General features: G+C 61.7%; 16 protein-coding genes. 13 read left to right on the forward strand and 3 right to left on the reverse strand.

The features are described from left to right. Positions 1–143 precede the first annotated feature (143 nt). Together dnaK and dnaJ are read left to right on the forward strand one after the other, a co-directional pair. Positions 144–2,051, forward strand: a complete 1,908-nt coding sequence (gene dnaK / locus ACFOGH_RS14285; protein WP_380073748.1) for a molecular chaperone DnaK — start codon at positions 144–146, stop codon at positions 2,049–2,051. Between the two features lie 71 nt (positions 2,052–2,122). Further along, positions 2,123–3,268: a molecular chaperone DnaJ gene (dnaJ, locus tag ACFOGH_RS14290; RefSeq protein WP_380073749.1), complete on the forward strand. Its 1,146-nt coding sequence runs from the start codon at positions 2,123–2,125 to the stop codon at positions 3,266–3,268. 105 nt (positions 3,269–3,373) lie between these two features. On the opposite strand, the gene ACFOGH_RS14295 is transcribed toward dnaJ, so the two are convergent. Continuing rightward, entirely contained in the window at positions 3,374–4,906 is a 1,533-nt protein-coding gene (locus ACFOGH_RS14295; protein WP_380073750.1) for a trimethylamine methyltransferase family protein, read from the reverse strand. Further along, a complete protein-coding gene (locus ACFOGH_RS14300) occupies positions 4,903–6,927 on the reverse strand; it encodes an oxidoreductase (RefSeq protein WP_380073751.1) in 2,025 nt (674 codons plus the stop codon). Before ACFOGH_RS14300 ends, ACFOGH_RS14295 begins: the two co-directional genes overlap by 4 nt. Before the next feature lie 120 nt (positions 6,928–7,047). Between ACFOGH_RS14300 and ACFOGH_RS14305 the strand changes: the two genes are divergently transcribed. The 7 genes from ACFOGH_RS14305 (at position 7,048) to ACFOGH_RS14335 (ending at position 15,025) form a co-directional block, all read left to right on the forward strand. Next, on the forward strand, positions 7,048–9,072 hold the full coding sequence (locus ACFOGH_RS14305; protein ID WP_380073752.1) for a CocE/NonD family hydrolase: 2,025 nt from the start codon (positions 7,048–7,050) through the stop codon (positions 9,070–9,072). Positions 9,073–9,075: 3 nt separating this feature from the next. Next, on the forward strand, positions 9,076–10,026 hold the full coding sequence (locus ACFOGH_RS14310; protein ID WP_380073753.1) for an ABC transporter permease: 951 nt from the start codon (positions 9,076–9,078) through the stop codon (positions 10,024–10,026). Beyond that, positions 10,010–10,867, forward strand: coding sequence for an ABC transporter permease (locus ACFOGH_RS14315; RefSeq protein WP_380073754.1), 858 nt, complete (start codon positions 10,010–10,012; stop codon positions 10,865–10,867). Before ACFOGH_RS14310 ends, ACFOGH_RS14315 begins: the two co-directional genes overlap by 17 nt. Further along, a complete protein-coding gene (locus ACFOGH_RS14320) occupies positions 10,864–11,832 on the forward strand; it encodes an ABC transporter ATP-binding protein (RefSeq protein WP_380073755.1) in 969 nt (322 codons plus the stop codon). Before ACFOGH_RS14315 ends, ACFOGH_RS14320 begins: the two co-directional genes overlap by 4 nt. Next, positions 11,829–12,806, forward strand: coding sequence for an ABC transporter ATP-binding protein (locus tag ACFOGH_RS14325; protein ID WP_380073756.1), 978 nt, complete (start codon positions 11,829–11,831; stop codon positions 12,804–12,806). Before ACFOGH_RS14320 ends, ACFOGH_RS14325 begins: the two co-directional genes overlap by 4 nt. Further along, entirely contained in the window at positions 12,803–14,356 is a 1,554-nt protein-coding gene (locus tag ACFOGH_RS14330) for an ABC transporter substrate-binding protein (protein WP_380073757.1), read from the forward strand. The genes ACFOGH_RS14325 and ACFOGH_RS14330 overlap by 4 nt, the downstream gene beginning before the upstream one ends. A 69-nt stretch (positions 14,357–14,425) precedes the next feature. Beyond that, positions 14,426–15,025, forward strand: a complete 600-nt coding sequence (locus ACFOGH_RS14335) for a TetR/AcrR family transcriptional regulator (protein ID WP_380073758.1) — start codon at positions 14,426–14,428, stop codon at positions 15,023–15,025. A gap of 106 nt (positions 15,026–15,131) precedes the next feature. Here the strand turns inward: ACFOGH_RS14335 and ubiG are convergent, their stop codons facing one another. Next, complete coding sequence (ubiG, locus tag ACFOGH_RS14340; protein ID WP_380073759.1) at positions 15,132–15,875, reverse strand: bifunctional 2-polyprenyl-6-hydroxyphenol methylase/3-demethylubiquinol 3-O-methyltransferase UbiG; 744 nt, start codon at positions 15,873–15,875, stop codon at positions 15,132–15,134. 60 nt (positions 15,876–15,935) lie between these two features. Here ubiG and pip point away from each other — a divergent pair, with 60 nt between their 5' ends. From pip to ACFOGH_RS14360, 4 genes are all read left to right on the forward strand, one after another. Then, on the forward strand, positions 15,936–16,928 hold the full coding sequence (gene pip, locus ACFOGH_RS14345) for a prolyl aminopeptidase (protein WP_380073760.1): 993 nt from the start codon (positions 15,936–15,938) through the stop codon (positions 16,926–16,928). Positions 16,929–17,229: 301 nt separating this feature from the next. Continuing rightward, positions 17,230–17,835: a ribosome maturation factor RimP gene (gene rimP, locus ACFOGH_RS14350; protein ID WP_380073761.1), complete on the forward strand. Its 606-nt coding sequence runs from the start codon at positions 17,230–17,232 to the stop codon at positions 17,833–17,835. Between the two features lie 14 nt (positions 17,836–17,849). Next, positions 17,850–19,460, forward strand: coding sequence for a transcription termination factor NusA (nusA, locus tag ACFOGH_RS14355; RefSeq protein WP_380073762.1), 1,611 nt, complete (start codon positions 17,850–17,852; stop codon positions 19,458–19,460). Between the two features lie 21 nt (positions 19,461–19,481). Continuing rightward, the gene (locus ACFOGH_RS14360) at positions 19,482–20,117 is read left to right on the forward strand and encodes an RNA-binding protein (RefSeq protein WP_380073763.1); all 636 of its coding nucleotides are present in this window, start codon (positions 19,482–19,484) and stop codon (positions 20,115–20,117) included. Positions 20,118–20,122 lie beyond the last annotated feature (5 nt).

Genomic DNA, 20,122 nt, shown 5'->3' on the forward strand with positions numbered 1-20,122 from the left:
GCTTGCAGGGTGAAATCTGCCCCCCTATATACGCCCAGAAGCCGGGAACGGGCGGTAGCCCTTCCGGGTCTCATGGGATCGGGACGGAATGCCGCGAATTGGGTTCCGTGCCACAACATCGCCGAAGGAAAGGGACCTAGCCTATGGCCAAAGTCATTGGGATTGACCTCGGGACGACCAACTCTTGCGTCGCCATCATGGACGGATCGCAGCCCCGTATCATCGAAAACTCGGAAGGCGCGCGCACCACGCCGTCGATCGTCGCCTACACCGAAACTGAACGTCTGGTCGGCCAAGCCGCCAAACGTCAGGCTGTCACGAACGCCAGCAACACCATCTTCGCGGTCAAGCGCCTGATCGGCCGCCGTCATGACGATCCGGTTATCGTCAAAGACCAGAAGAACATGCCTTACAAGATCACCAACGGCGGCAACGGTGATGCTTGGGTCGAAGTGCGCGGTGAAAAATATTCTCCGGCGCAGGTGTCGGCTGTCATCCTGCAAAAGATGAAAGAAACCGCTGAGTCCTACTTGGGTGAAACCGTCACTCAGGCTGTGATCACGGTGCCGGCCTACTTCAACGACGCTCAGCGCCAAGCCACCAAAGACGCCGGCAAGATCGCTGGCCTTGAAGTGCTGCGCATCATCAACGAGCCGACCGCAGCCGCTTTGGCCTACGGTCTGGACAAGAAAGAAGCCCGCACCATCGCCGTCTACGACCTTGGCGGCGGTACGTTCGACATCACCATTCTGGAAATCGACGACGGTCTGTTCGAGGTGAAATCCACCAACGGCGACACCTTCCTGGGTGGCGAAGACTTCGACATGCGCATCGTCAACTATCTGGCGGATGAGTTCAAGAAAGAGCATGGCGTTGACCTGTCGCTTGACAAGATGGCGCTGCAACGCCTGAAAGAAGCGGCTGAAAAGGCCAAGATCGAGCTTTCGTCCAGCCAGCAGACCGAAATCAACCAGCCGTTCATCTCGATGGACAAGAACACTGGCCAGCCGCTGCACCTGGTGGTCAAGCTGACCCGTGCCAAGCTGGAATCGCTGGTCGATGACCTGATCAAAAAGTCGATGAAGCCCTGCGCCGCTGCGTTGAAAGACGCAGGCGTCTCGGTTGGCGACATTGACGAGGTGGTTCTGGTCGGCGGTATGACCCGCATGCCGCGCGTGCTGGAAGAAGTCACCAAGTTCTTCGGCAAAGAGCCCCACAAGGGTGTGAACCCGGATGAAGTTGTGGCCGCTGGTGCCGCCATTCAGGCAGGCGTTCTGCAAGGCGACGTCAAAGACGTGGTTCTGCTCGACGTGACTCCGCTGTCTTTGGGCATCGAAACCCTTGGTGGCGTGTTCACCCGCCTGATCGACCGCAACACCACGATCCCGACGAAGAAGAGCCAAGTGTTCTCGACCGCCGAAGACAACCAGAACGCCGTGACCATCCGCGTGTTCCAGGGCGAGCGTGAAATGGCTGCCGACAACAAGATGCTGGGCCAGTTCAATCTTGAACAAATCCCCCCGGCACCGCGTGGTCTGCCGCAGATTGAAGTCACCTTTGACATCGACGCCAACGGCATCGTCTCGGTGAAGGCCAAAGACAAAGGCACCAACAAAGAGCAAGCGATCACCATTCAAGCCTCGGGCGGTTTGTCCGACGAGGATATCGAGAAAATGGTCCGCGACGCCGAAGCCAATGCCGAGGCCGACAAAGAGCGCAAGGAACTGGTGGAATCGAAGAATCAGGCCGAGAGCCTGCTGCACTCGACCAAAAAGTCCTTGGCCGAACACTCTGACAAGGTTGATCCTTCAACCGTCGAAGTGATCGAACTGGCAATGTCGGCGCTGGAAGATGCGCTGGCCACCGAAAATGCTGGCAAGATCAAGGGCGGCATCCAGAACCTGACCGAAGCGGCGATGAAGCTGGGCGAGGCGATCTACAAAGCCTCGGCAGACCAAGCCGAAGGTAAGGATGAGGATGATCAGCGTGGCGTGGATGAAGACATCATCGACGCAGACTTCGAGGATCTCGGGAACAACAAGCGGAAGTAAGCCGCCAGGAACGAAAACAGGGCGGCCCATGCAAGGGCCGCCCTGCCGCGTTCCCGTGAAGGGGTTTTGCAATGGCAAAGCGCGATTATTACGACATTCTGGGTGCCTCGAAGGGCGCTTCCGCCGAGGACTTGAAAAAGGCTTACCGGATCAAAGCCAAAGAGCTTCACCCGGATCGCAACTCTGACAATCCAAACGCCGAAGCCCAGTTCAAGGAATTGAACGAAGCCTACGAGGTCATGAAAGACGCCGACAAGAAGGCGGCTTACGATCGCTATGGTCATGCGGCCTTTGAAGGTGGCATGGGCGGCGGCGGTCAGCGTGGTGGTTATGCGGGCGGCAATGGCGATTTCGCCTCTGCCTTCTCGGATGTGTTCGAAGACCTGTTCGGCAACTTCACAGGTGGCCGCGGTGGCGGGCGTTCGCGCGCGCAACGCGGGTCTGACCTGCGCTATAACCTGCGCGTCAGTCTGGAAGAAGCTTTCTCGGGCGTGCAGAAAACCATCAACGTGCCCACCTCTGTGACCTGCGATGTCTGCCATGGCACCGGGGCCGAGGGCGGCGCTGAACCTGTCACCTGCCCCACCTGTTCGGGTATGGGCAAGGTGCGGGCGCAGCAGGGTTTCTTCACCGTCGAACGCACCTGCCCCACCTGTAACGGTGCAGGCCAGATGGTGAAAAACCCCTGCAAGAACTGCGCAGGACATGGCCGGGTCGAGAAAGACCGTTCGCTATCCGTCAACATCCCGGCAGGGGTGGAAACCGGCACGCGCATTCGCCTTGCTGGCGAGGGCGAGGCTGGGATGCGCGGTGGCCCGTCGGGCGATCTCTACATCTTCATCGAGACCAAAGACCACGCGATCTTCCAGCGTGACGGCGTGCATCTGTTCTGCCGCGTGCCGATCACTCTGGCCACGGCAGCGTTGGGCGGTGAGATCGAGGTGCCCACCATCGACGGCGGTAAATCTCGGGTGAAAGTGCCTGCGGGTGCACAAACCGGCAAGCAGATGCGGCTGCGTTCCAAGGGCATGCCAGCCCTGCGCGGCGGCGGCTCGGGCGATATGGTGATCGAACTGGCGGTGGAAACCCCCGTCAACCTGACCGCCCGCCAGAAAGAAATCCTGCGGGAATTCGACACGCTGGCGACCGACAATAACCCGGAAGGCAGTTCGTTCTTCTCAAAAGTCAAAGGCTTTTGGGACGGAATGAAAAGCTGACCCACACCCGACGCCGCCCCGGACTTGATCCGGGGCCTCATGGCCTAAAGAGAGGCCCCGGATCAAGTCCGGGGCAGCCAGGTTCTTGTTGGTAAGCGGCGTGCCCTAATTCATTGGGGCGCCACCCTCTGCCTTGCGCTTGACCACAAACGCCGACAGCGCCTCATCAATCGCAGGGTCCAGCGGCGGCAGTTCATATTCGGCAAGCATCTGCTTCCAGATCACATTCGCCCGCTCGCGTGTCTTGATGCCGCCCTTGCCCAGCCAGGTGGTGTGGTTATCCCAGTTGGACAACAGCGGCGTGTAAAACGCCTGTTCATACCGGCTCATGGTGTGATCGCTGCCAAAGAAATGCCCGCCCGACCCAACCTCGCGGATCGCCTCAAACGCCAATGTCGCCTCGTCCACCACCAAGGGCGTGAAATAGGCCTGCATCATCTGCAGCATCTCGGCATCCAGGATCAGCTTTTCAAAACTCGCCGTCAGCCCGCCATGCAGCCACCCCGCCGCGTGTTCGATCAGATGCGCCCCACCCATCATCGCCCCCCACAGCGACATCTGCGACTCATACGCCGCCTGCGCATCAACCTCATTGGCGGCGTTCACATTGGATGACCGGAACGGCACCCCGATCAGCCGCGCCAACTGCCCCGAGGCTTGCGCCGCCTTGGTATATTCCGGCGTGCCAAACGCTGGCGCGCCCGAGCGCATGTCGACGTTCGAGGTAAAGCCGCCATACATCACCGGCACGCCCTTTCGCACGATCTGGGTCAAGGCGATCCCGGCCATCGCCTCGGCGTGCTGCATCACCAAGGCCCCCGCCAGCGTCACCGGACTCATCGCGCCCGCCAAGGTGAACGGTGTAATTACCACCACCTGACCATATTCGGCCATGGCGATAAGCCCCTCGGCCATCGGAATATCCAACTGCAGTGGCGAGTTGGTGTTGATGATCCCCAAAAGGCAGGGCCTGTCCAGCAACCCTTCGGGCGTCGTGCCTAGGGAAATCGCAGCCATTTCAATGCCATCCAAGGTGCGCTGCCGCCCCAGAGTCTCGGTCTGCCAGTTCTTGTCCAGCAGCCGGATCTGCGCATGAAAGCAGTCGAGATAGCGGGTATCGGCGGGCAAATCCATCGGCTCGAAAGGATTGCCGCCAGCCTGATGGATCACGTTCAGGCTTTGCACCAGCTTCAGATAATCCTGCATCTCGGCAAAGGTGCCATTCCTGCGCCCACCGTCATTGTCCATCACATAGGCCGGCCCACCGACCGAGGCGAACACGCAATCTTCCCCACCAAACCGCAAATTCCGCGCTGGATTGCGCGCCTCCAGCCCAAAGCTGCGCGGCACGCTGGCCAGCAAACTGCCAACCAGATCGGCATCCAGCCGCACCGTCTCGCCCTGCACCTCGGCACCCGCCTGCGCGAACAACGCCCGTGCCTGCGGCTCCAGCACCGCCATGCCAATCTCGGCCAGCACACGCAGCGCCGAAGTATGAATCGCCATCACATGATCCGCCGACAGCACCTCGATCGGGGCATAGGGGCGCGGCACCTGCCCGAACGGCATCTGATGCAAGGCCCCCATCGCACGCGGACCACGGGCAGCGCTGCGTTTGCGCGGGGCAGTATCTGTCATAGCAATCCCCTCAAAGGCGGCTTTTCGCGCCGCAACACAGGCTCTAGCGCCGCGCCAAACCCGCGCACAAAGCGGTGCGCGGAATAAACCGCATCGGCGATGGATGAGGGCTGCAAACAATCCCCCACACGGCTGACGGCAACACCAGCCGCCACCAGCGGCGCATAAAGATCATCCACCGGCAGTCGCCCCGTCGCCACGATCAGCGTGCCACAGGTCTGCTCAACCACGCGCCCGGTATAAGCACAAGCCAACCGCACCGCCCCCGGCACCTGCCCCTCCAACAGATGCAGCGGCACGATCTTGACCCCCGCCTCCAGCAACCGCCCCTGCACAAAGCCTTGCTCATCGGTCAGCACCGTCCAGCTCGACGCCACCGCATGCGGCGTCACATATGTCACCTCATGGCCCAGCGCCCGCAGCCGTTCAGCCAGCGCGCCGGCCATGAAGTAATGCTCGTCATCATAGATCACCACCGGACCTGCCACCGCCGCCCCGGCGAAAATATCGTCTGGCGTCAGCGCCTTGGGCAGATCAAGCGGCTCCATCCCTGCCACGCCCACGCCATCGCGCCGCCAACGCGATCCTGTAGCCAGCACCACATGATCGGCGCCGAAATCGGCGATATCGCCTGCCGTCATCACGCTGCCGGGATAGATCTGCACATTGTCCAGCTTGCCGATCATATGCGCCCGCCAATCCCGCACCCTGATCCAGGTGCCCAACCCCGGCAGCGTCGATTCCCGCAGAATCCGCCCGCCCAAAGCCCCGCCAGCCTCGGCCAAACTCACCTCGGCCCCGCGCCGGCCCAAACTCAGCGCCGCCTCCAATCCCGCAGGCCCCGCGCCCACGACCAGCACTTTCTCCAGCTTTGGCAGCACCGTGATCCGCTCGGGGTGCCAGCCTTGCCGCCATTCTTCGGCCATCGTCGGGTTTTGCGTGCAGCGAAGCGCCACCGCCTCGTTGTTCGCGGCGCGGCAAATGTTGCAGCCGATACACTCGCGAATCTCATCCGCCCGCCCTTCGCGGATTTTCAGCGGCAAGAACGGATCAGCAATCGAAGGCCGCGCCGCCCCGATGAAATCCTGCACCCCGCGTTTGATCTGCGCCACCATGGTTTCGGGTGAGGTAAACCGCCCCACCGACACCACTGGCTTCGTGGTCAGGCTTTTCACGAAACCCACATAAGGCTCCTGAAACCCCTCCGCACTGAAACGCGCCGATTTACTGTCATTGCCCAGCGCGCCTGCAATATTCACATCCCACAGGTCAGGGAGTTCGGCGAGCATCTCGACCACCTCGCGCCCCTCGCCTTCACTGGTGATGCCGCGCGGCCCGTGCAACTCGTCCACCGCCAGCCGCAGCGCCACGGCGCAGGTGTCACCGACCACCTCCTTGGTATCCTCGATCATCTCGCGCAGCAGACGCGCCCGATTTTCCAAATTACCGCCATAGGCATCGCCGCGGGTGTTGCTGCGCGCCGACAGAAACTGAAATGGCAGGTAATCGTGGCCCGCATAGACATAAACAATGTCAAACCCGGCGCGCTTGGCTCGCAGCGCCGCATCCCGCTGCCAGCCGCGAAACGCCTTGATATCGCTGGCATCCATCGCCCGCGCCGTTGTCGGCAAATGGAACATTGCGGGCTGCACATCCGGCGCAATCCCCGGCACCCGCGTCATTCGGTTTGATGCGTGGGCACCGCCGTGCCACAACTCGATCCCCGCCAGCGACCCATGCGCATGGATCGCCTCGGCCGTCAGCGCCAGTGCAGCAATATCGCTGTCGTCCCACAAGGTCAGAAAGCCATGCGGGCTGTCGTCCGACGTGGGATGAATCGAGCAATACTCGGTGCAGACCACACCCCAACCGCCTTCCGCCTTCATCCCGCGCAACGCAGCCCCGGCCTGCGGCCGCTGCCAGCCCAGCCCAGTGGCATGTGGAGTCTGATAGAATCGGTTCGGTGCCGTCACTGGCCCGATCTTCACAGGCTCGAACAAGATCGCATGGGTGGAGTCCATCATCGCCTCAGTGTTGAATGATCGTATAGTATCGGCGCGTTTCGTCCTGCGTCAATGGCCTTAAATTTATGTTGCCAAGTGGCATCTGCTTGTTACATGATCGTTCAACAAGGGGAAAACATGCCGCAAGTCCAGACCGAATTTCCGCATCCCGTTCAGGTTATCGAAACCCTCTGGGTGCCGATGCCAGACGGCACGCGGCTGGCGGCAAAGCTGTGGTTGCCAGAATCAGCGCTCAGCGAAGCGGCCCCTGTTCCGGTCTTGCTGGAATACCTGCCTTACCGCTTGCGCGACGGCACCCGCACCCGCGATCAGGGCCTGCATATGTATGTCGCGGGGCATGGCTATGCCTGCATCCGTCTCGACATTCGCGGCACCGGCGAAAGTGAAGGCGTGATCACCGGCGAGTATACCGAGCAGGAACAACGCGACGGTGTGGCCGCGATTGCGTGGCTGGCAGCCCAGCCGTGGTGCGACGGGCAAGTGTCGATGATCGGCATCTCATGGGGCGGCTTCAACGGCCTGCAAATCGCCGCCCGTCAGCCCCCGGCGCTGAAATCGGTGATCACGGTGGGGTCTACCGATGACCGCTACGCCACCGATATTCACTGGGTCGGCGGTTGCCTTTCGAAAGACAACTTCGACTGGTCCGCCACGATGTTTTCCGGCAACGACCTGCCGCCTGATCCGCAAATCGTCGGCGACGCCTGGCGCGGCATGTGGATGCAGCGGATCGAGGCCAATCAACCGTGGATCATCGAATGGCTGCATCACCAGCGCCGCGATGATTACTGGCGGCAAGGCTCGGTATGCGAGGATTTCTCGGCCATCCAGATCCCGGTCTACGCGATCAGCGGTTGGGCCGACAACTACTCTGAAGCTGTGCCGCGCCTGTTGGCAAACCTGCAAGGCCCGCGCCTTGGATTGATCGGTCCTTGGGCGCACAGCTATCCGCATGACGTGGCGGTCGAACCCGCCATCGGCTGGCTGCAAGAACTGGTGCGTTGGCTGGATCATTGGACCAAGGGCATCGACACCGGCCTGATGGATCAACCGATGTATCGCGTCTGGATGCAAGACTTTGTGCCACCGCAAACCTGCTACCAAAACCGCCCCGGTCGCTGGGTCGCCGAAGATGCTTGGCCCTCGCCCCGCATTCAGCCCGAACGCCTGACGCTTGGCGCGCATAATATCCTCGGCGGCACGGGCAGCGGCACCGCGCAAATCTGCTCCCCGCTTTGGGTCGGTCTGACCGCCGGCGAAGTCGGTCGCTACGGCAATGACGCCGACTGGCCCACCGATCAGCGCGAAGATGATGGCGGATCGCTGGTGTTCACCTCGGCGCCCCTGACCGAGACCAAGGAAATCCTCGGCGCACCGCTCCTGCATCTGACCTTCTCCAGCGACAAACCCCAAGCCCTTGTCGCCGTCCGCCTGAACGACGTTGCCCCCGATGGCCGTTCCACCCGCGTCACCATTGGCCTTTTGAACCTGACTCACCGCGACAGCCACGAACACGCTACGCCTTTGACCCCCGGTCAAACCTATACCGCCACGGTCGAGCTTGACGACATCGCCCACGCCTTCCCGGCAGGCCACCGCATCGCCGTCTCAATCTCGACCACCTATTACCCGATCGCATGGCCCTCGCCCGAACTCGCCACCCTTACAGTTCACCTCGGCGACAGCCACCTCAGCCTCCCCATCCGGCCCGCAAATCCCAAAGACGCCACCCTGCCCGCCTTCGGCCCCGCGATCAGCGCGCCGCAAACCCCGCACACCTACCACCCGATTGAGAACCCACCCCTGCGCCGCGTCACCCGAGACCTTCTGTCGGGCAAGATGACCGTGGATTTCCCGCGCTGGACCTACTCTAAAACCATGCCCGACATCGGCCAGACCCAAACCGCCACCGGCATCATCCAGCATGAGATCACCGATGGCGACCCGCTCTCTGCCGTCACCCGCACTGACTACAAAGTCACCATGCAGTTCCCCGGCCACACCATCCACCACCACTCCACTGGCCGGATGTCCTGCACCGCCACCCACTTCCGCGTGCAGCAAAGCCTGAAAATCCACGAAGCCGACACCCTGATTTTTGAACGCCATTGGGATGAGGAGATCGCGCGTGACATGGTCTGACCCATGCTGACTTATGCGATCAAACGCATAGCCCTCGCGGCGGTGATCCTGTTTGTGGTCATGCTGGCGATGTATGGCATGGTCTTCCTCGTCCCCGGCGATCCCGCCAGCGTCGCCCTTGGCCCCCGCGCCACCCCCGCCCTGAAAGCCATGCTGACCGAGCGTATGGGCCTTGACCAACCCGTCGCCGTGCAGATCTGGCGCTTCTTCGCCAACGCGGCCCAAGGCGATCTGGGCATCGACGTGTGGTCAAAGCGCCCGGTGCTTGACCAAATACTCGAGGCCTTCCCACAAACCCTGCTGCTTGGCGTCGTCGCCCTAAGCTGGGCGCTCACCCTCGGCATCACACTCGGAGTCCTCGCCGTCGTCTATCGCGGCACCTTGATCGACCGCGCACTTGGCCTTGTCTCGGTCAGCTTTATCTCGGTGCCGTCCTTCGTCGTCGCCATCTACCTGCTGTTGATCTTCGCGGTCTGGCTGCAATGGCTGCCCGCCATCGGCGCAGGCAAAGCCGGAGACATCCCTTCACAAATCAAGGCGCTGATCCTGCCCTCGCTCGCCGTCGGCATCGGCTGGGTCGGCTACCTTGCCCGCATGGTCCGCGCCTCGATGCTCGAGATCATGGCCGCCAACCACATCCGCACCGCCCGCGCCTTTGGCCTGCCCGAACGCACAGTCGTCACCCGCTACGCCCTGCGCCTTGCCATCGTGCCGACGATTTCCGTCATCGCAGTCGGCCTCGGCAGCATCCTGTCCAGCGCCGTGTTTGTCGAAACCGTGTTCTCACGCCCCGGCATCGGCACGCTGATCACGGGTGCGGTGTTCAAACGCAACTACCCCGTGGTAATGGGCACAGTCCTGTTCACAACCGCCTTCTATCTTCTGGTGATCACCGCCGCCGATCTGCTGATTGCCAAGCTAGACCCAAGGGTGCGCGATGCGCTGGCCCGCTGACAGCCGCGCGCTGCGGGCGCTGATCCGTGATCCAATGGGGCTGATGGGCCTTGTGCTTGTCACCCTGTTCATCCTGATGGCCGTCGCCGCCCCCCTGCTTGCCCCCTATGATCCGGTCGCGCTGGATGTGCGCGCCAAACTGAAAGCCCCCAGCTTCGCGCATTGGCTGGGCACCGATCAGTTGGGCCGCGATACCCTGTCGCGCATCATCTATGGCGCGCGCACTGCCCTGACCATCGCGCTGACTGCCATCGGTCTTGCGGGCAGCATCGGTATCCTTCTGGGCCTGATCGCAGGCTATGGCCCGCGCTGGCTGGACGCCGCCTTGGTCTTGATCTTCGACGCGCTGAACTCGCTGCCGATGATGATGTTCGCCCTTGCCATCATCACCGTGCTTGGCCCCGGCACCGGCACGCTGATCCTTGTCGTCGTCCTTGTGTCCATCCCCGGCTATGCCCGCCTGATCCGCGCCCAAACCCTGTCCTTGCGCAGTGCCGATTTCATTCTGGCCGAGCAAGCCATCGGTGCCAGCACCCCGCGCATCCTGCTGCATCACCTGCTGCCCAACGTGTTCGGCCCGCTCTGCATCGTGCTGTCGATGGATATCCCCGTGGTGATCATGCTTGAGGCTGGCCTCAGCTACCTGAACCTCGGCGTCAAACCGCCCACCCCGTCTTGGGGCAACATCCTTTACGATGGCTACACCGCCATCCGCACCTCCAGCACCCTCGTGATCGCCGCTGGGGCACCCCTCGTGCTGGCAACCCTCGGCTTCACCTTCCTCGGCGAAGGCCTTCGCGACGCGCTCGACCCCCGCTTTGCCACGGCGAGGCCGCGATGACCCAACCGCTGCTGGAAATCGACGCCCTGAACGTCACCTACACCGACCACGGCAAACTTGCCGCCCTGCGCGGCGCCAGCCTGACCGCGCGCGCGGGTGAGGTGATCGGCATCGTCGGCGAAAGCGGCTGCGGCAAATCCACCTTGGCGGCGAGCGTGATCAACCTTCTGCCGCAAGCCGCCCAAGTCACCAGCGGCGCGGTCCGCTACAAGGGCGCGGATATCCTGACCCTGCCGCCCGAGGCCCAGCGCTCCTTACGCGGTCAAGACATCGCGATGATCTTCCAAGACCCGATGACCGCCTTCAACCCGGTGCTGACCATCGGCGCGCAACTGCTGGATTTCCAGCACGCCAGCCCCGCCTCGCGCGCCGAGAAACTCGCCCGCGCCCGCACCCTGCTGTCCCGCGTCGGCATGCCCGACCCCGACCTGACCCTGCGCCGCTATCCGCATCAGCTTTCAGGCGGCATGCGCCAGCGCGTCGCCATCGCCGCCGCCCTCTTGATGAACCCCACGATCCTCGTCGCCGACGAACCCACCACGGCGCTGGATGTGACGATGGAGGCGCAGATCATCCACCTGCTGCGCGACCTGCGCCGCGATTACCAAGGCGCGATCCTTGTGATCACCCACCATTTGGGAGTCGTCGCCGAACTCTGCGACCGCGTCTATGTGATGTATGCGGGCGAGGTGGTGGAAGAGGCTTTGGTGGATGACCTGTTCCACGCGCCCCGCCACCCCTATACCCAAGCCCTGATCGCCTGCGATCCCGGCCATTTCACCGATGCCACCCCGATCCTGCCCACCATCCCCGGCCGCCTGCCCGACCTGCGCAACCCCCCCACCGGATGCGCCTTCGCCGCGCGCTGCCCGCTGGCCGAACCGATCTGCGCCAACCCACCGCCCCGCGTGGAAATCTCACCCACCCAGACCGCGCTGTGCCACAAGGCCGGGGGGCGGCCATGACCCTGCTCTCGGTGCAAGACCTCGCCCTTGACCTGCCGTTACGCGGCGGGCTGCTGTCTGCCCTCAACCCCAAAGCCCGCCGCAGCCTGCAAATCTTCGCCGACGTCTCCTTCACCCTGAACCCCGGCGAAACGCTTGGCCTTGTCGGCGAATCCGGCTCTGGCAAAACCACCCTCGCCCGCGCGCTTCTGGGCCTGACCCCCACCACCCACGGCCAAATCCACTTCGCAGGTCAACCCCGCCGCACCCCCGCCGATTTCGCCACCCTGCGCCGCGACACCGCAATGATGTTCCAAGACGCCATCGCCTCACTCTCTCCCCGCAAGACCATCGGCGCGCTGCTGGCCGAACCCTTGACCATCCACGGCCAGCCAGCCCCCAAAGCGAAAATCGCGCAGATGCTGGCCCTCGTCGGCCTGCCCGCCGATTTCGCCACCCGCTACCCGCACGAACTGTCCGGCGGCCAAGCCCGCCGCGTCGGCGTCGCCCGCGCCTTGGCACTGAACCCGAAACTGGTGATCGCCGATGAACCCACTGCGGGCCTTGATGTCTCGGTGCAAGGCGAAATCCTCAACCTGATGACCGACCTGAAAACGCGCCTCAACCTCAGCTACCTGATCATCAGCCACAACCTTGCCATGGTCCGCCATGTCTCGGACCGCATCGCGGTGATGTATCTGGGCCGTCTTGTCGAGATCGGCCCGACACGTCCCACCTTCGCCCAGCCCCTGCACCCCTATTCGCAAAGCCTGATCGCCTCCGAGCCACTACCAGACCCGCGCAAGCGTCGCCAAGACCTTGCGATCAAAGGCGAAATCCCCAGCCTGCTCAACCGCCCCACCGCTTGCGTCTTCCAAAGCCGCTGCCCCCACGTCCAACCCATCTGCCGCACCGATCCCCCCACCTTGCGCGAAATCAGCCCCGCCCGCTTTGTGCGCTGCCACTTCGCCCACCCTACAGGAGCCCTATCATGACCCAATGGCGCACCGACCGTCGCGGTTTCCTGCAAACCGCAGGCGCAGCCCTTGCCGCCCTCACCCTGCCCGCCAAATTCGCCTGGGCGGCCGAGGGCGACACCCTGCGCATCCGCGCGACCGCCGATTTCCAATGCCTTGATCCCAAGAACATGATCGGCGAACTCGACGAAATCATCCCACGCTGCACACAGGTCGCCCTCGTCCGGCTTGGCGACATGCGCGATGGCAACAAATGGCAGCCTTGGGGGGCCGAGAAAATCGACTGGATCGACCCCACCAAGATCGGCTTCACCCTGCGCGAAGGCTTGCAATGGTCGAACGGCTTCGGCCCCGTGACCCCCGAAGATGTGAAATTCTCGTTCGAGCGCATCGCAGGCAGCGACTCGGCTTGGGCCTATCAATTCGAGAAACTCGACCATGTCGAAGTCATCGACGCCCGCTCTGGCATCATTCATCTGAAAGAGGCCTTCGCCCCCTTCATGGTGATCGCGCTGCCCTATTACGGCGGCAATATCATCTGCAAAGCCGCGACCGAGAAGGTCGGCGGCAGCTACACCACCGAGGCCCCTGCCGAATGTGGCCCCTACCGCTTTGCCGCGTGGGAGCAGAACCAGAAGGTCACTCTCACCGCCAACCCCGATTGGACAGGCCCGAAACCCGCCTTTGCCACCGTGGAAATCTACATCGTCACCGATGATCAGGCCGCCCAACTCGCCTACGAGGCCGATGCGTTTGATTTCACCAAACTCGCCGTCAACGCCACAGCCCAGATCAAGGCGGCCATGCCCGCCAACTCCACCCTGATCGAGGCCCAATCCACCCGCTATTCTTGGCTGGTGATCAACCAGAACGCCGAACCGCTGAAAGACATCCGCGTCCGCCAAGCCATCCAATATGCCTATGACAGCGACGCGGTGCTGCTGGGCGCTTACGATGGCCTCGCGACCAGATCGACCGGGGTCGTGCCCCCCACCAGCCCCTTCACCCGCGCGTCCAACCTGATTCAGACCCGCGACGTGGAAAAGGCCAAGGCGCTGCTGGCCGAGGCCGGAGTTTCCGATCTGACCCTGACCCTTGTGGCGCTGACCGACAGCACCACCCAAGCCATTGCGCAAATCTTTCAAGCCAATATGGCCGAAGCTGGCATCACCATCGAAATCCAGCCCACCGAAGACGCTGCCTATTGGGCCGCAGGCGACAAGACCGCCGGCGATGGCTACAAATCCTTGGAACTGGCGCTGATGAACTTCGCGGGCGGCATCGACCCCACCGAAAACCTCGTCTGGTTCCGCCCCGATCAGATCGGCATCTACAACTGGGCCTTCTTCGACAGCGCCGAGTTTGAATCGCTCTACCAGCAGGGCCTGACCGAACAGGATGAAGCCAAGCGGAAAGCCATCTTCAACAAGATGGAGGATCTGATGGAAGCCTCTGGCGACTTCATCTTCATCTGTTTCGAGCCCTACATCGCCATCCATCACAGCAATATCAAACCCGTGATCATGGCCGACGGCCACCCCGACCCGGTGATGTTTACCAAGGCTTGATCACCGCGCTGCAATCGGCAACATCAACCGGGCCGGGCTTTCTGGCCCGGCCCATCTCAAAGGAAAGCGATGACCAGCACCGCGCCGAAATACAGCCGCATGACGTCCGAGCAACGCTCGGCCAGTCTGGTGCAGGCGGGTCTGGCCTGCCTCGCGCGCGGCGGGATTCTGGAATTTACCATCGACAATATCTGTAACGAGGCAGGCGTGTCGCGCGGCCTGATCACCCATCATTTCAAGTCGAAAGATGGCCTTTTGGTCGCGGTATATCGCACCATGTATGAGCGTATGCACACCGCGCTAGAGACACTCAACCCAAAGAAACCCCGCCTGCTGGCCATCATCGACACCATGCTCGCGCCCGAGTTTTTCAGCCGCGAGGAACTTAACATCTGGCTGGCCCTCTGGTCCGAGATCGTCAACAACCCGGCGCTCAAACGCGAACACCGCCGCCAATACACACGCTATCGCCGCGATCTCGAATCCGCGTTGGCCGAGGTCGCCACGGCACGCGGGTTGAAGGTTGATGTCAAATCCCTCGCCCAAATGCTGATCGCCTTGGTGGATGGCTTGGGGTTAGAGCGGTGCATCGAGCCGAAACTGCTGTCTCCCAAAGCCGCCAGACAAATCTGCGTCTCCACGCTGGAACTGGCTTTGGGGCCGCTATAGCGCGGGTTTTGCGGCCAAAATCGACCATTCTGGCGGCGTTTATCTATATATAGTAGAGCTATATGCACGACACACAAGTCATTCCCCGCGTGGAAAACCCGCAGGCTCATCCCCGCTTCACGCTGGCGGTGACATAGTTGCAAGACAAATCCCGCGCCGAACTCGCCCACTTCCAACTGACCGGATTGAACACCATGCCCTTGCGATCCACCGGGTCCAGTCCCGCCTTGCGGATCAGATCGTAAAGCTCGTCCGGTGTGATGAACTTCGCCCAATCATGCGTGCCCTTCGGCAACCAGCGCATCACCCATTCCGCCCCGATGATCGCCATCACAAAACTTTTCGCGTTGCGGTTCAGCGTTGAACAGATCATCAGCCCGCCGGGTTTCAGCAACTGCTGGCACGCCGTCAGATAGCCCTGCGGGTCGGCGACATGCTCGACCACTTCCATGTTCAGCACCACATCAAACTGCTCACCGGATGCAGCCAGATCTTCCGCCGTGGTATGGCGGTAATCAATCGCCAGACCCGATTGCGCCGCATGAATCTGCGCCACCGGAATGTTGCGCGGCGCCGCATCCGCCCCCACCACATCCGCCCCCAGCCGCGCCATCGGTTCCGAAAGCAACCCACCACCGCAGCCAATGTCCAAAATCCGCAGCCCCTTGAACGGCAAAGGCTGCGCCAGATCGCGATCAAACTCGGCAGCAATCTGGGCGGTGATATAATCCAACCGGCACGGATTCATCAGATGCAACGGCTTGAACTTGCCCTCTGTATCCCACCATTCTGCGGCCATCGCTTCAAACTTGGCGACTTCGGCGGGATCAATCGTGTTGGTCTGGCTCATCGGAACTCCTTGCGCGCCGGAAAGTGTCGGCGCAATCTGATCCGATCATATAGGACGAATATGGATCACAGATCAGGGCAAAAGCGCGCATCCGAATATCTTTACCCGCCGGTCGAGCCGTTCGATCAGCGGATGCTCGACATGGGCGATGGCCACCGCATTTACGTCGAGCAATGCGGCCGCGCCGATGGCATCCCCGTTCTGGTGCTGCACGGCGGGCCGGGAGGTGGCTGTAGCCCGGCGATGCGGCGCTATTTTGACCCATCCGTCTATCGGGTGATCCTGTTTGATCAGCGCGGTTGCGGCCGTTCCCGCCCCCACGCTTCAGTTCAGGACAACACCACCTGGCATCTGGTCCGCGACATCGAGATGATCCGCGAAACGCTTGGTATCGAGCATTTCATCCTGTTCGGCGGCAGTTGGGGCGCGACCCTCGCCCTAATCTACGCGATTTCCCACCCCCAGCGGGTCCGGCATCTGGTTTTGCGCGGCGTATTTCTGGCCACCAAGCGAGAGTTGGATTGGTTCTACGGCGGCGGGGCGGGGGCGTTTTACCCCGAACTATGGGCGCGATTTGTCAGCCTGATCCCGCCAGAAGAGCGGAGTGATCTGATCGCCGCCTATCATCGCCGGCTGTTTGGCGGCGATCTGGCGGTCGAGACTCAGGCCGCGCGGGTCTGGGCGGGCTGGGAGAATGCCTTGGCCTCGGTATCCTCGGAAGGGTTCATGGGTGGCGATGGGCCCGCGGAATACGCCCGCGCCTTCGCACGGCTGGAGAACCATTATTTCGTCAACGGCGCCTTCCTGGAGCATGATGGCTGGATCGTGCAGAACCGGCACCGGATCGCCCATATTGGCGCAGATATCGTGCAAGGTCGGTTTGACATGATCTGCCCGCCCGTATCGGCCAACAAGCTGGCGGATGGCTGGAACAAGGCTCGGTTGAGGATGGTGCCAATGGCAGGCCATGCTTTGTCAGAGCCCGGGATATCCGAGGCTTTGGTGGCCGCGATGGATGCCCTGCGGGATCGGTCCCAACTCGGGACCGAATAGAATGTATCCGAAGCAATTGCTTTAGGTTCCGTGTTAAGGCCTTTTCCAGCATGGCGAAGGCCCTCGCCCATGGCTGAAGGGTAAATGTCGTGTGTTTCCGGTTTCCGCCCGCACCTGCCTGCGCGCAGATATCTGGATCTTTCGCACATAGATCATAGCGAAAATCCTTCGCATCGCCTTTGTCTTGCATATCGGTTCGTTTCAGCCTATATCACCTGCAACAGCTGCTTCAGGGTCCAAACCTGAAGCTACCGAACGTCACACACGGGCCTGTCGGCCCGTTTTTTGTTTTTGGAACATCATGTCTGATCTGATTGCCAAAACCGCTATGGATCGCCGTCTGGCTGATATCGTGACTCCGGTCATCGAGGGGCTGGGGTTTGAACTGGTGCGGATTCGTTTGATGGGTGGGGCGACCCGCACCTTGCAAATCATGGCCGACAAACCCGAAGGCGGGATTGAGGTGGATGATTGCGGTGAAATCTCGACCGCCGTGTCTGCCGTGCTGGACGTGGAAGACCCGATTGAGGAAAACTTCATTCTGGAAGTGTCCTCGCCCGGCATCGACCGTCCGCTGACCCGGCTGAAGGATTTCGACATGTGGAAGGGCTGGGAAGCCCGTGTCGAGACCACCGAATTGATCGACGGACGCCGCCGCTTCAAGGGCACTTTGGCCGGGGTTGAGGGCGAAGAAGTACTGATCGAACTGGAAGAACCCGGTGGCGCTGTGATCATTGGCTTGCAGTTTGAATGGCTGTCTGATGCCAAGCTGATTCTGACGGATGAGTTGATCACCGAAATGCTGCGGCAGAAAAAGGCCAGCGGCGTGATCGACGAATCGCAGTTTGACGAAATTGAAACCTCTGAGGGCGACGAAGAAGACGCTCCAGAACCCACCAAACACTAAGCGGGAGAATTCCGATGGCGATTACCTCTGCCAACCAGCTTGAGCTTTTGCAGACCGCCGAAGCGGTGGCGCGCGAGAAGATGATTGACCCCGATCTGGTCATTCAGGCGATGGAAGACAGCCTCGCCCGCGCGGCGAAGTCTCGGTATGGCGCGGATATGGATATCCGGGTGAAGATCGACCGCAAGACCGGGCGCGCGACCTTTGCGCGTATCCGCACCGTGGTGGAAGATGATGCGGTGGAAAACCACCATGCGCAACTGACAGTGAAGCAGGCGAAATCGCACCTGAAAGATCCGGTTGTGGGCGACGAGATCATCGACGAAGTGCCGCCGGTTGATCTGGGCCGGATCGCGGCACAGTCGGCCAAGCAGGTGATCTTGCAGAAGGTCCGCGAGGCCGAGCGTGACCGTCAGTTCGAAGAATTCAAGGACCGCAAGGGCACGATCATCAACGGTCAGGTCAAGCGCGAGGAATACGGCAATATCATCGTGGATATTGGCCGGGGCGAAGCGATTCTGCGCCGCAATGAGAAAATCGGGCGGGAATCGTATCGCCCGAACGACCGCATCCGTTGCTACATCAAGGACGTGCGCCGCGAGGCCCGTGGCCCGCAAGTGTTCCTCAGCCGCACCGACCCGCAATTCATGGCGGAACTGTTCAAGATGGAAGTGCCGGAGATTTACGATGGCATCATCGAGATCAAGGCCGTGGCGCGTGATCCGGGCAGCCGTGCGAAGATCGCGGTGATTTCCTATGACAACTCGATTGACCCGGTGGGCGCTTGCGTCGGTATGCGCGGCAGCCGTGTGCAGGCCGTCGTGAACGAACTGCAGGGCGAGAAGATCGACATCATTCCGTGGAATGCCGATCAGGCAACCTTCCTGGTGAACGCGCTGCAACCGGCAGAAGTGTCGAAAGTTGTGATCGACGATGATGCTGGCAAGATCGAAGTCGTGGTGCCGGACGAGCAACTGTCGCTGGCGATTGGCCGTCGTGGTCAGAACGTGCGTCTCGCCAGCCAGTTGACGGCGTTGGACATTGATATCGTGACGGAATCCGACGAATCCGCACGCCGTCAGGCCGAATTCGCCGAGCGCACCAAGCTGTTCATGGAAAGCCTAGACATCGACGAGATGATGGCACAACTGCTGGTCGCCGAGGGCTTCACCAACCTGGAAGAAGTCGCTTACGTCGAGGCGGACGAATTGCTGTCGATCGACGGCTTCGATGAGGACACCGCGGGCGAATTGCAGACCCGTGCGCGCGAATATCTGGAAGCCGCCAACACCAAGGCGATGGAAGCGGCGCGGGCTTTGGGCGTCGAGGACTCTCTGGTTGAATTTGAGGGGCTTACTCCCCAAATGCTGGAAGCGCTGGCGAAAGACGGCATCAAGACGCTGGAAGATTTCGCGACCTGCGCCGACTGGGAACTGGCCGGTGGCTGGACGACCGAGAACGGACAGCGCAAGAAAGACGAAGGCGTGCTGGAGAAGTTTGACGTTTCCTTGGAAGAGGCGCAGAATTTGGTGATGACCGCCCGCGTCATGCTGGGCTGGGTTGACCCGACCGAATTGGCGCAAGCCGAGGAAGAGGTCGACGAAGACGAGGAGGCCGAGGCCTGATTTAGGCCTCGGGGGATTACCGTGACACGCGGTGGCCGGGAAAATCTGCAAGACGACCCGGAACGCAAGTGCATTGCGACCGGGGAAGTCCAGCCGAAAGCGGGGTTGATCCGCTTTTGTCTGGGGCCGGAAGATATGGTCGTGCCAGATGTTCTGGCGCGACTGCCGGGCCGGGGATTCTATGTCTCGGCAGATCGGGCGGCGATAGAGAAGGCGGCCAAGAAGGGGCTGTTTTCGCGCGCCGCACGTCAGCCAGTGAAAGTGCCGGAAGATTTGGCCGATCTGGTAGAGACGCTGCTTTTGCGGCGGGTGATTGATCTGATCAGTCTGGCACGTAAGGCCAGCGGGGCCGTGATGGGCTATGAGAAGGTCAAGGAATGGCTGCAAAAGGACAAGGTGCGGGTGCTTTTGCAAGCCGCCGACGGGTCTGAACGCGGCAAGACGAAACTACGCGCGCCGGATGGCGAGGGGTCGTATATCGGCTTTTTGTCAGCGGAGGAATTGGGTTTGGCTTTCGGGCGCGAACGTGCGATACACGCCGCGCTTGGCGCTGGTGGACTCACGACGCGTGTTGTAGAGGAAGCGGCAAGGCTGGCAGGTTTGCGTGGGCAAACCACTCAGCAGGATGGCGACGAGATCGCCTTGAAGGATACGTAGGACGC

The sequence above is a fragment of the Cypionkella sinensis genome, assembly GCF_042646385.1.
Lineage (GTDB): Bacteria > Pseudomonadota > Alphaproteobacteria > Rhodobacterales > Rhodobacteraceae > Cypionkella > Cypionkella sinensis.

Bases quoted from the DNA above. Each gene is read 5' to 3' on its own strand.
- dnaK (WP_380073748.1), top strand. From the start codon at position 144: ATGGCCAAAGTCATTGGGATTGACCTCGGGACGACCAACTCTTGCGTC.
- dnaJ (WP_380073749.1), top strand. From the start codon at position 2,123: ATGGCAAAGCGCGATTATTACGACATTCTGGGTGCCTCGAAGGGCGCT.
- ACFOGH_RS14295 (WP_380073750.1), bottom strand. From the start codon at position 4,906: ATGACAGATACTGCCCCGCGCAAACGCAGCGCTGCCCGTGGTCCGCGT.
- ACFOGH_RS14300 (WP_380073751.1), bottom strand. From the start codon at position 6,927: ATGGACTCCACCCATGCGATCTTGTTCGAGCCTGTGAAGATCGGGCCA.
- ACFOGH_RS14305 (WP_380073752.1), top strand. From the start codon at position 7,048: ATGCCGCAAGTCCAGACCGAATTTCCGCATCCCGTTCAGGTTATCGAA.
- ACFOGH_RS14310 (WP_380073753.1), top strand. From the start codon at position 9,076: ATGCTGACTTATGCGATCAAACGCATAGCCCTCGCGGCGGTGATCCTG.
- ACFOGH_RS14315 (WP_380073754.1), top strand. From the start codon at position 10,010: ATGCGCTGGCCCGCTGACAGCCGCGCGCTGCGGGCGCTGATCCGTGAT.
- ACFOGH_RS14320 (WP_380073755.1), top strand. From the start codon at position 10,864: ATGACCCAACCGCTGCTGGAAATCGACGCCCTGAACGTCACCTACACC.
- ACFOGH_RS14325 (WP_380073756.1), top strand. From the start codon at position 11,829: ATGACCCTGCTCTCGGTGCAAGACCTCGCCCTTGACCTGCCGTTACGC.
- ACFOGH_RS14330 (WP_380073757.1), top strand. From the start codon at position 12,803: ATGACCCAATGGCGCACCGACCGTCGCGGTTTCCTGCAAACCGCAGGC.
- ACFOGH_RS14335 (WP_380073758.1), top strand. From the start codon at position 14,426: ATGACCAGCACCGCGCCGAAATACAGCCGCATGACGTCCGAGCAACGC.
- ubiG (WP_380073759.1), bottom strand. From the start codon at position 15,875: ATGAGCCAGACCAACACGATTGATCCCGCCGAAGTCGCCAAGTTTGAA.
- pip (WP_380073760.1), top strand. From the start codon at position 15,936: ATGGATCACAGATCAGGGCAAAAGCGCGCATCCGAATATCTTTACCCG.
- rimP (WP_380073761.1), top strand. From the start codon at position 17,230: ATGTCTGATCTGATTGCCAAAACCGCTATGGATCGCCGTCTGGCTGAT.
- nusA (WP_380073762.1), top strand. From the start codon at position 17,850: ATGGCGATTACCTCTGCCAACCAGCTTGAGCTTTTGCAGACCGCCGAA.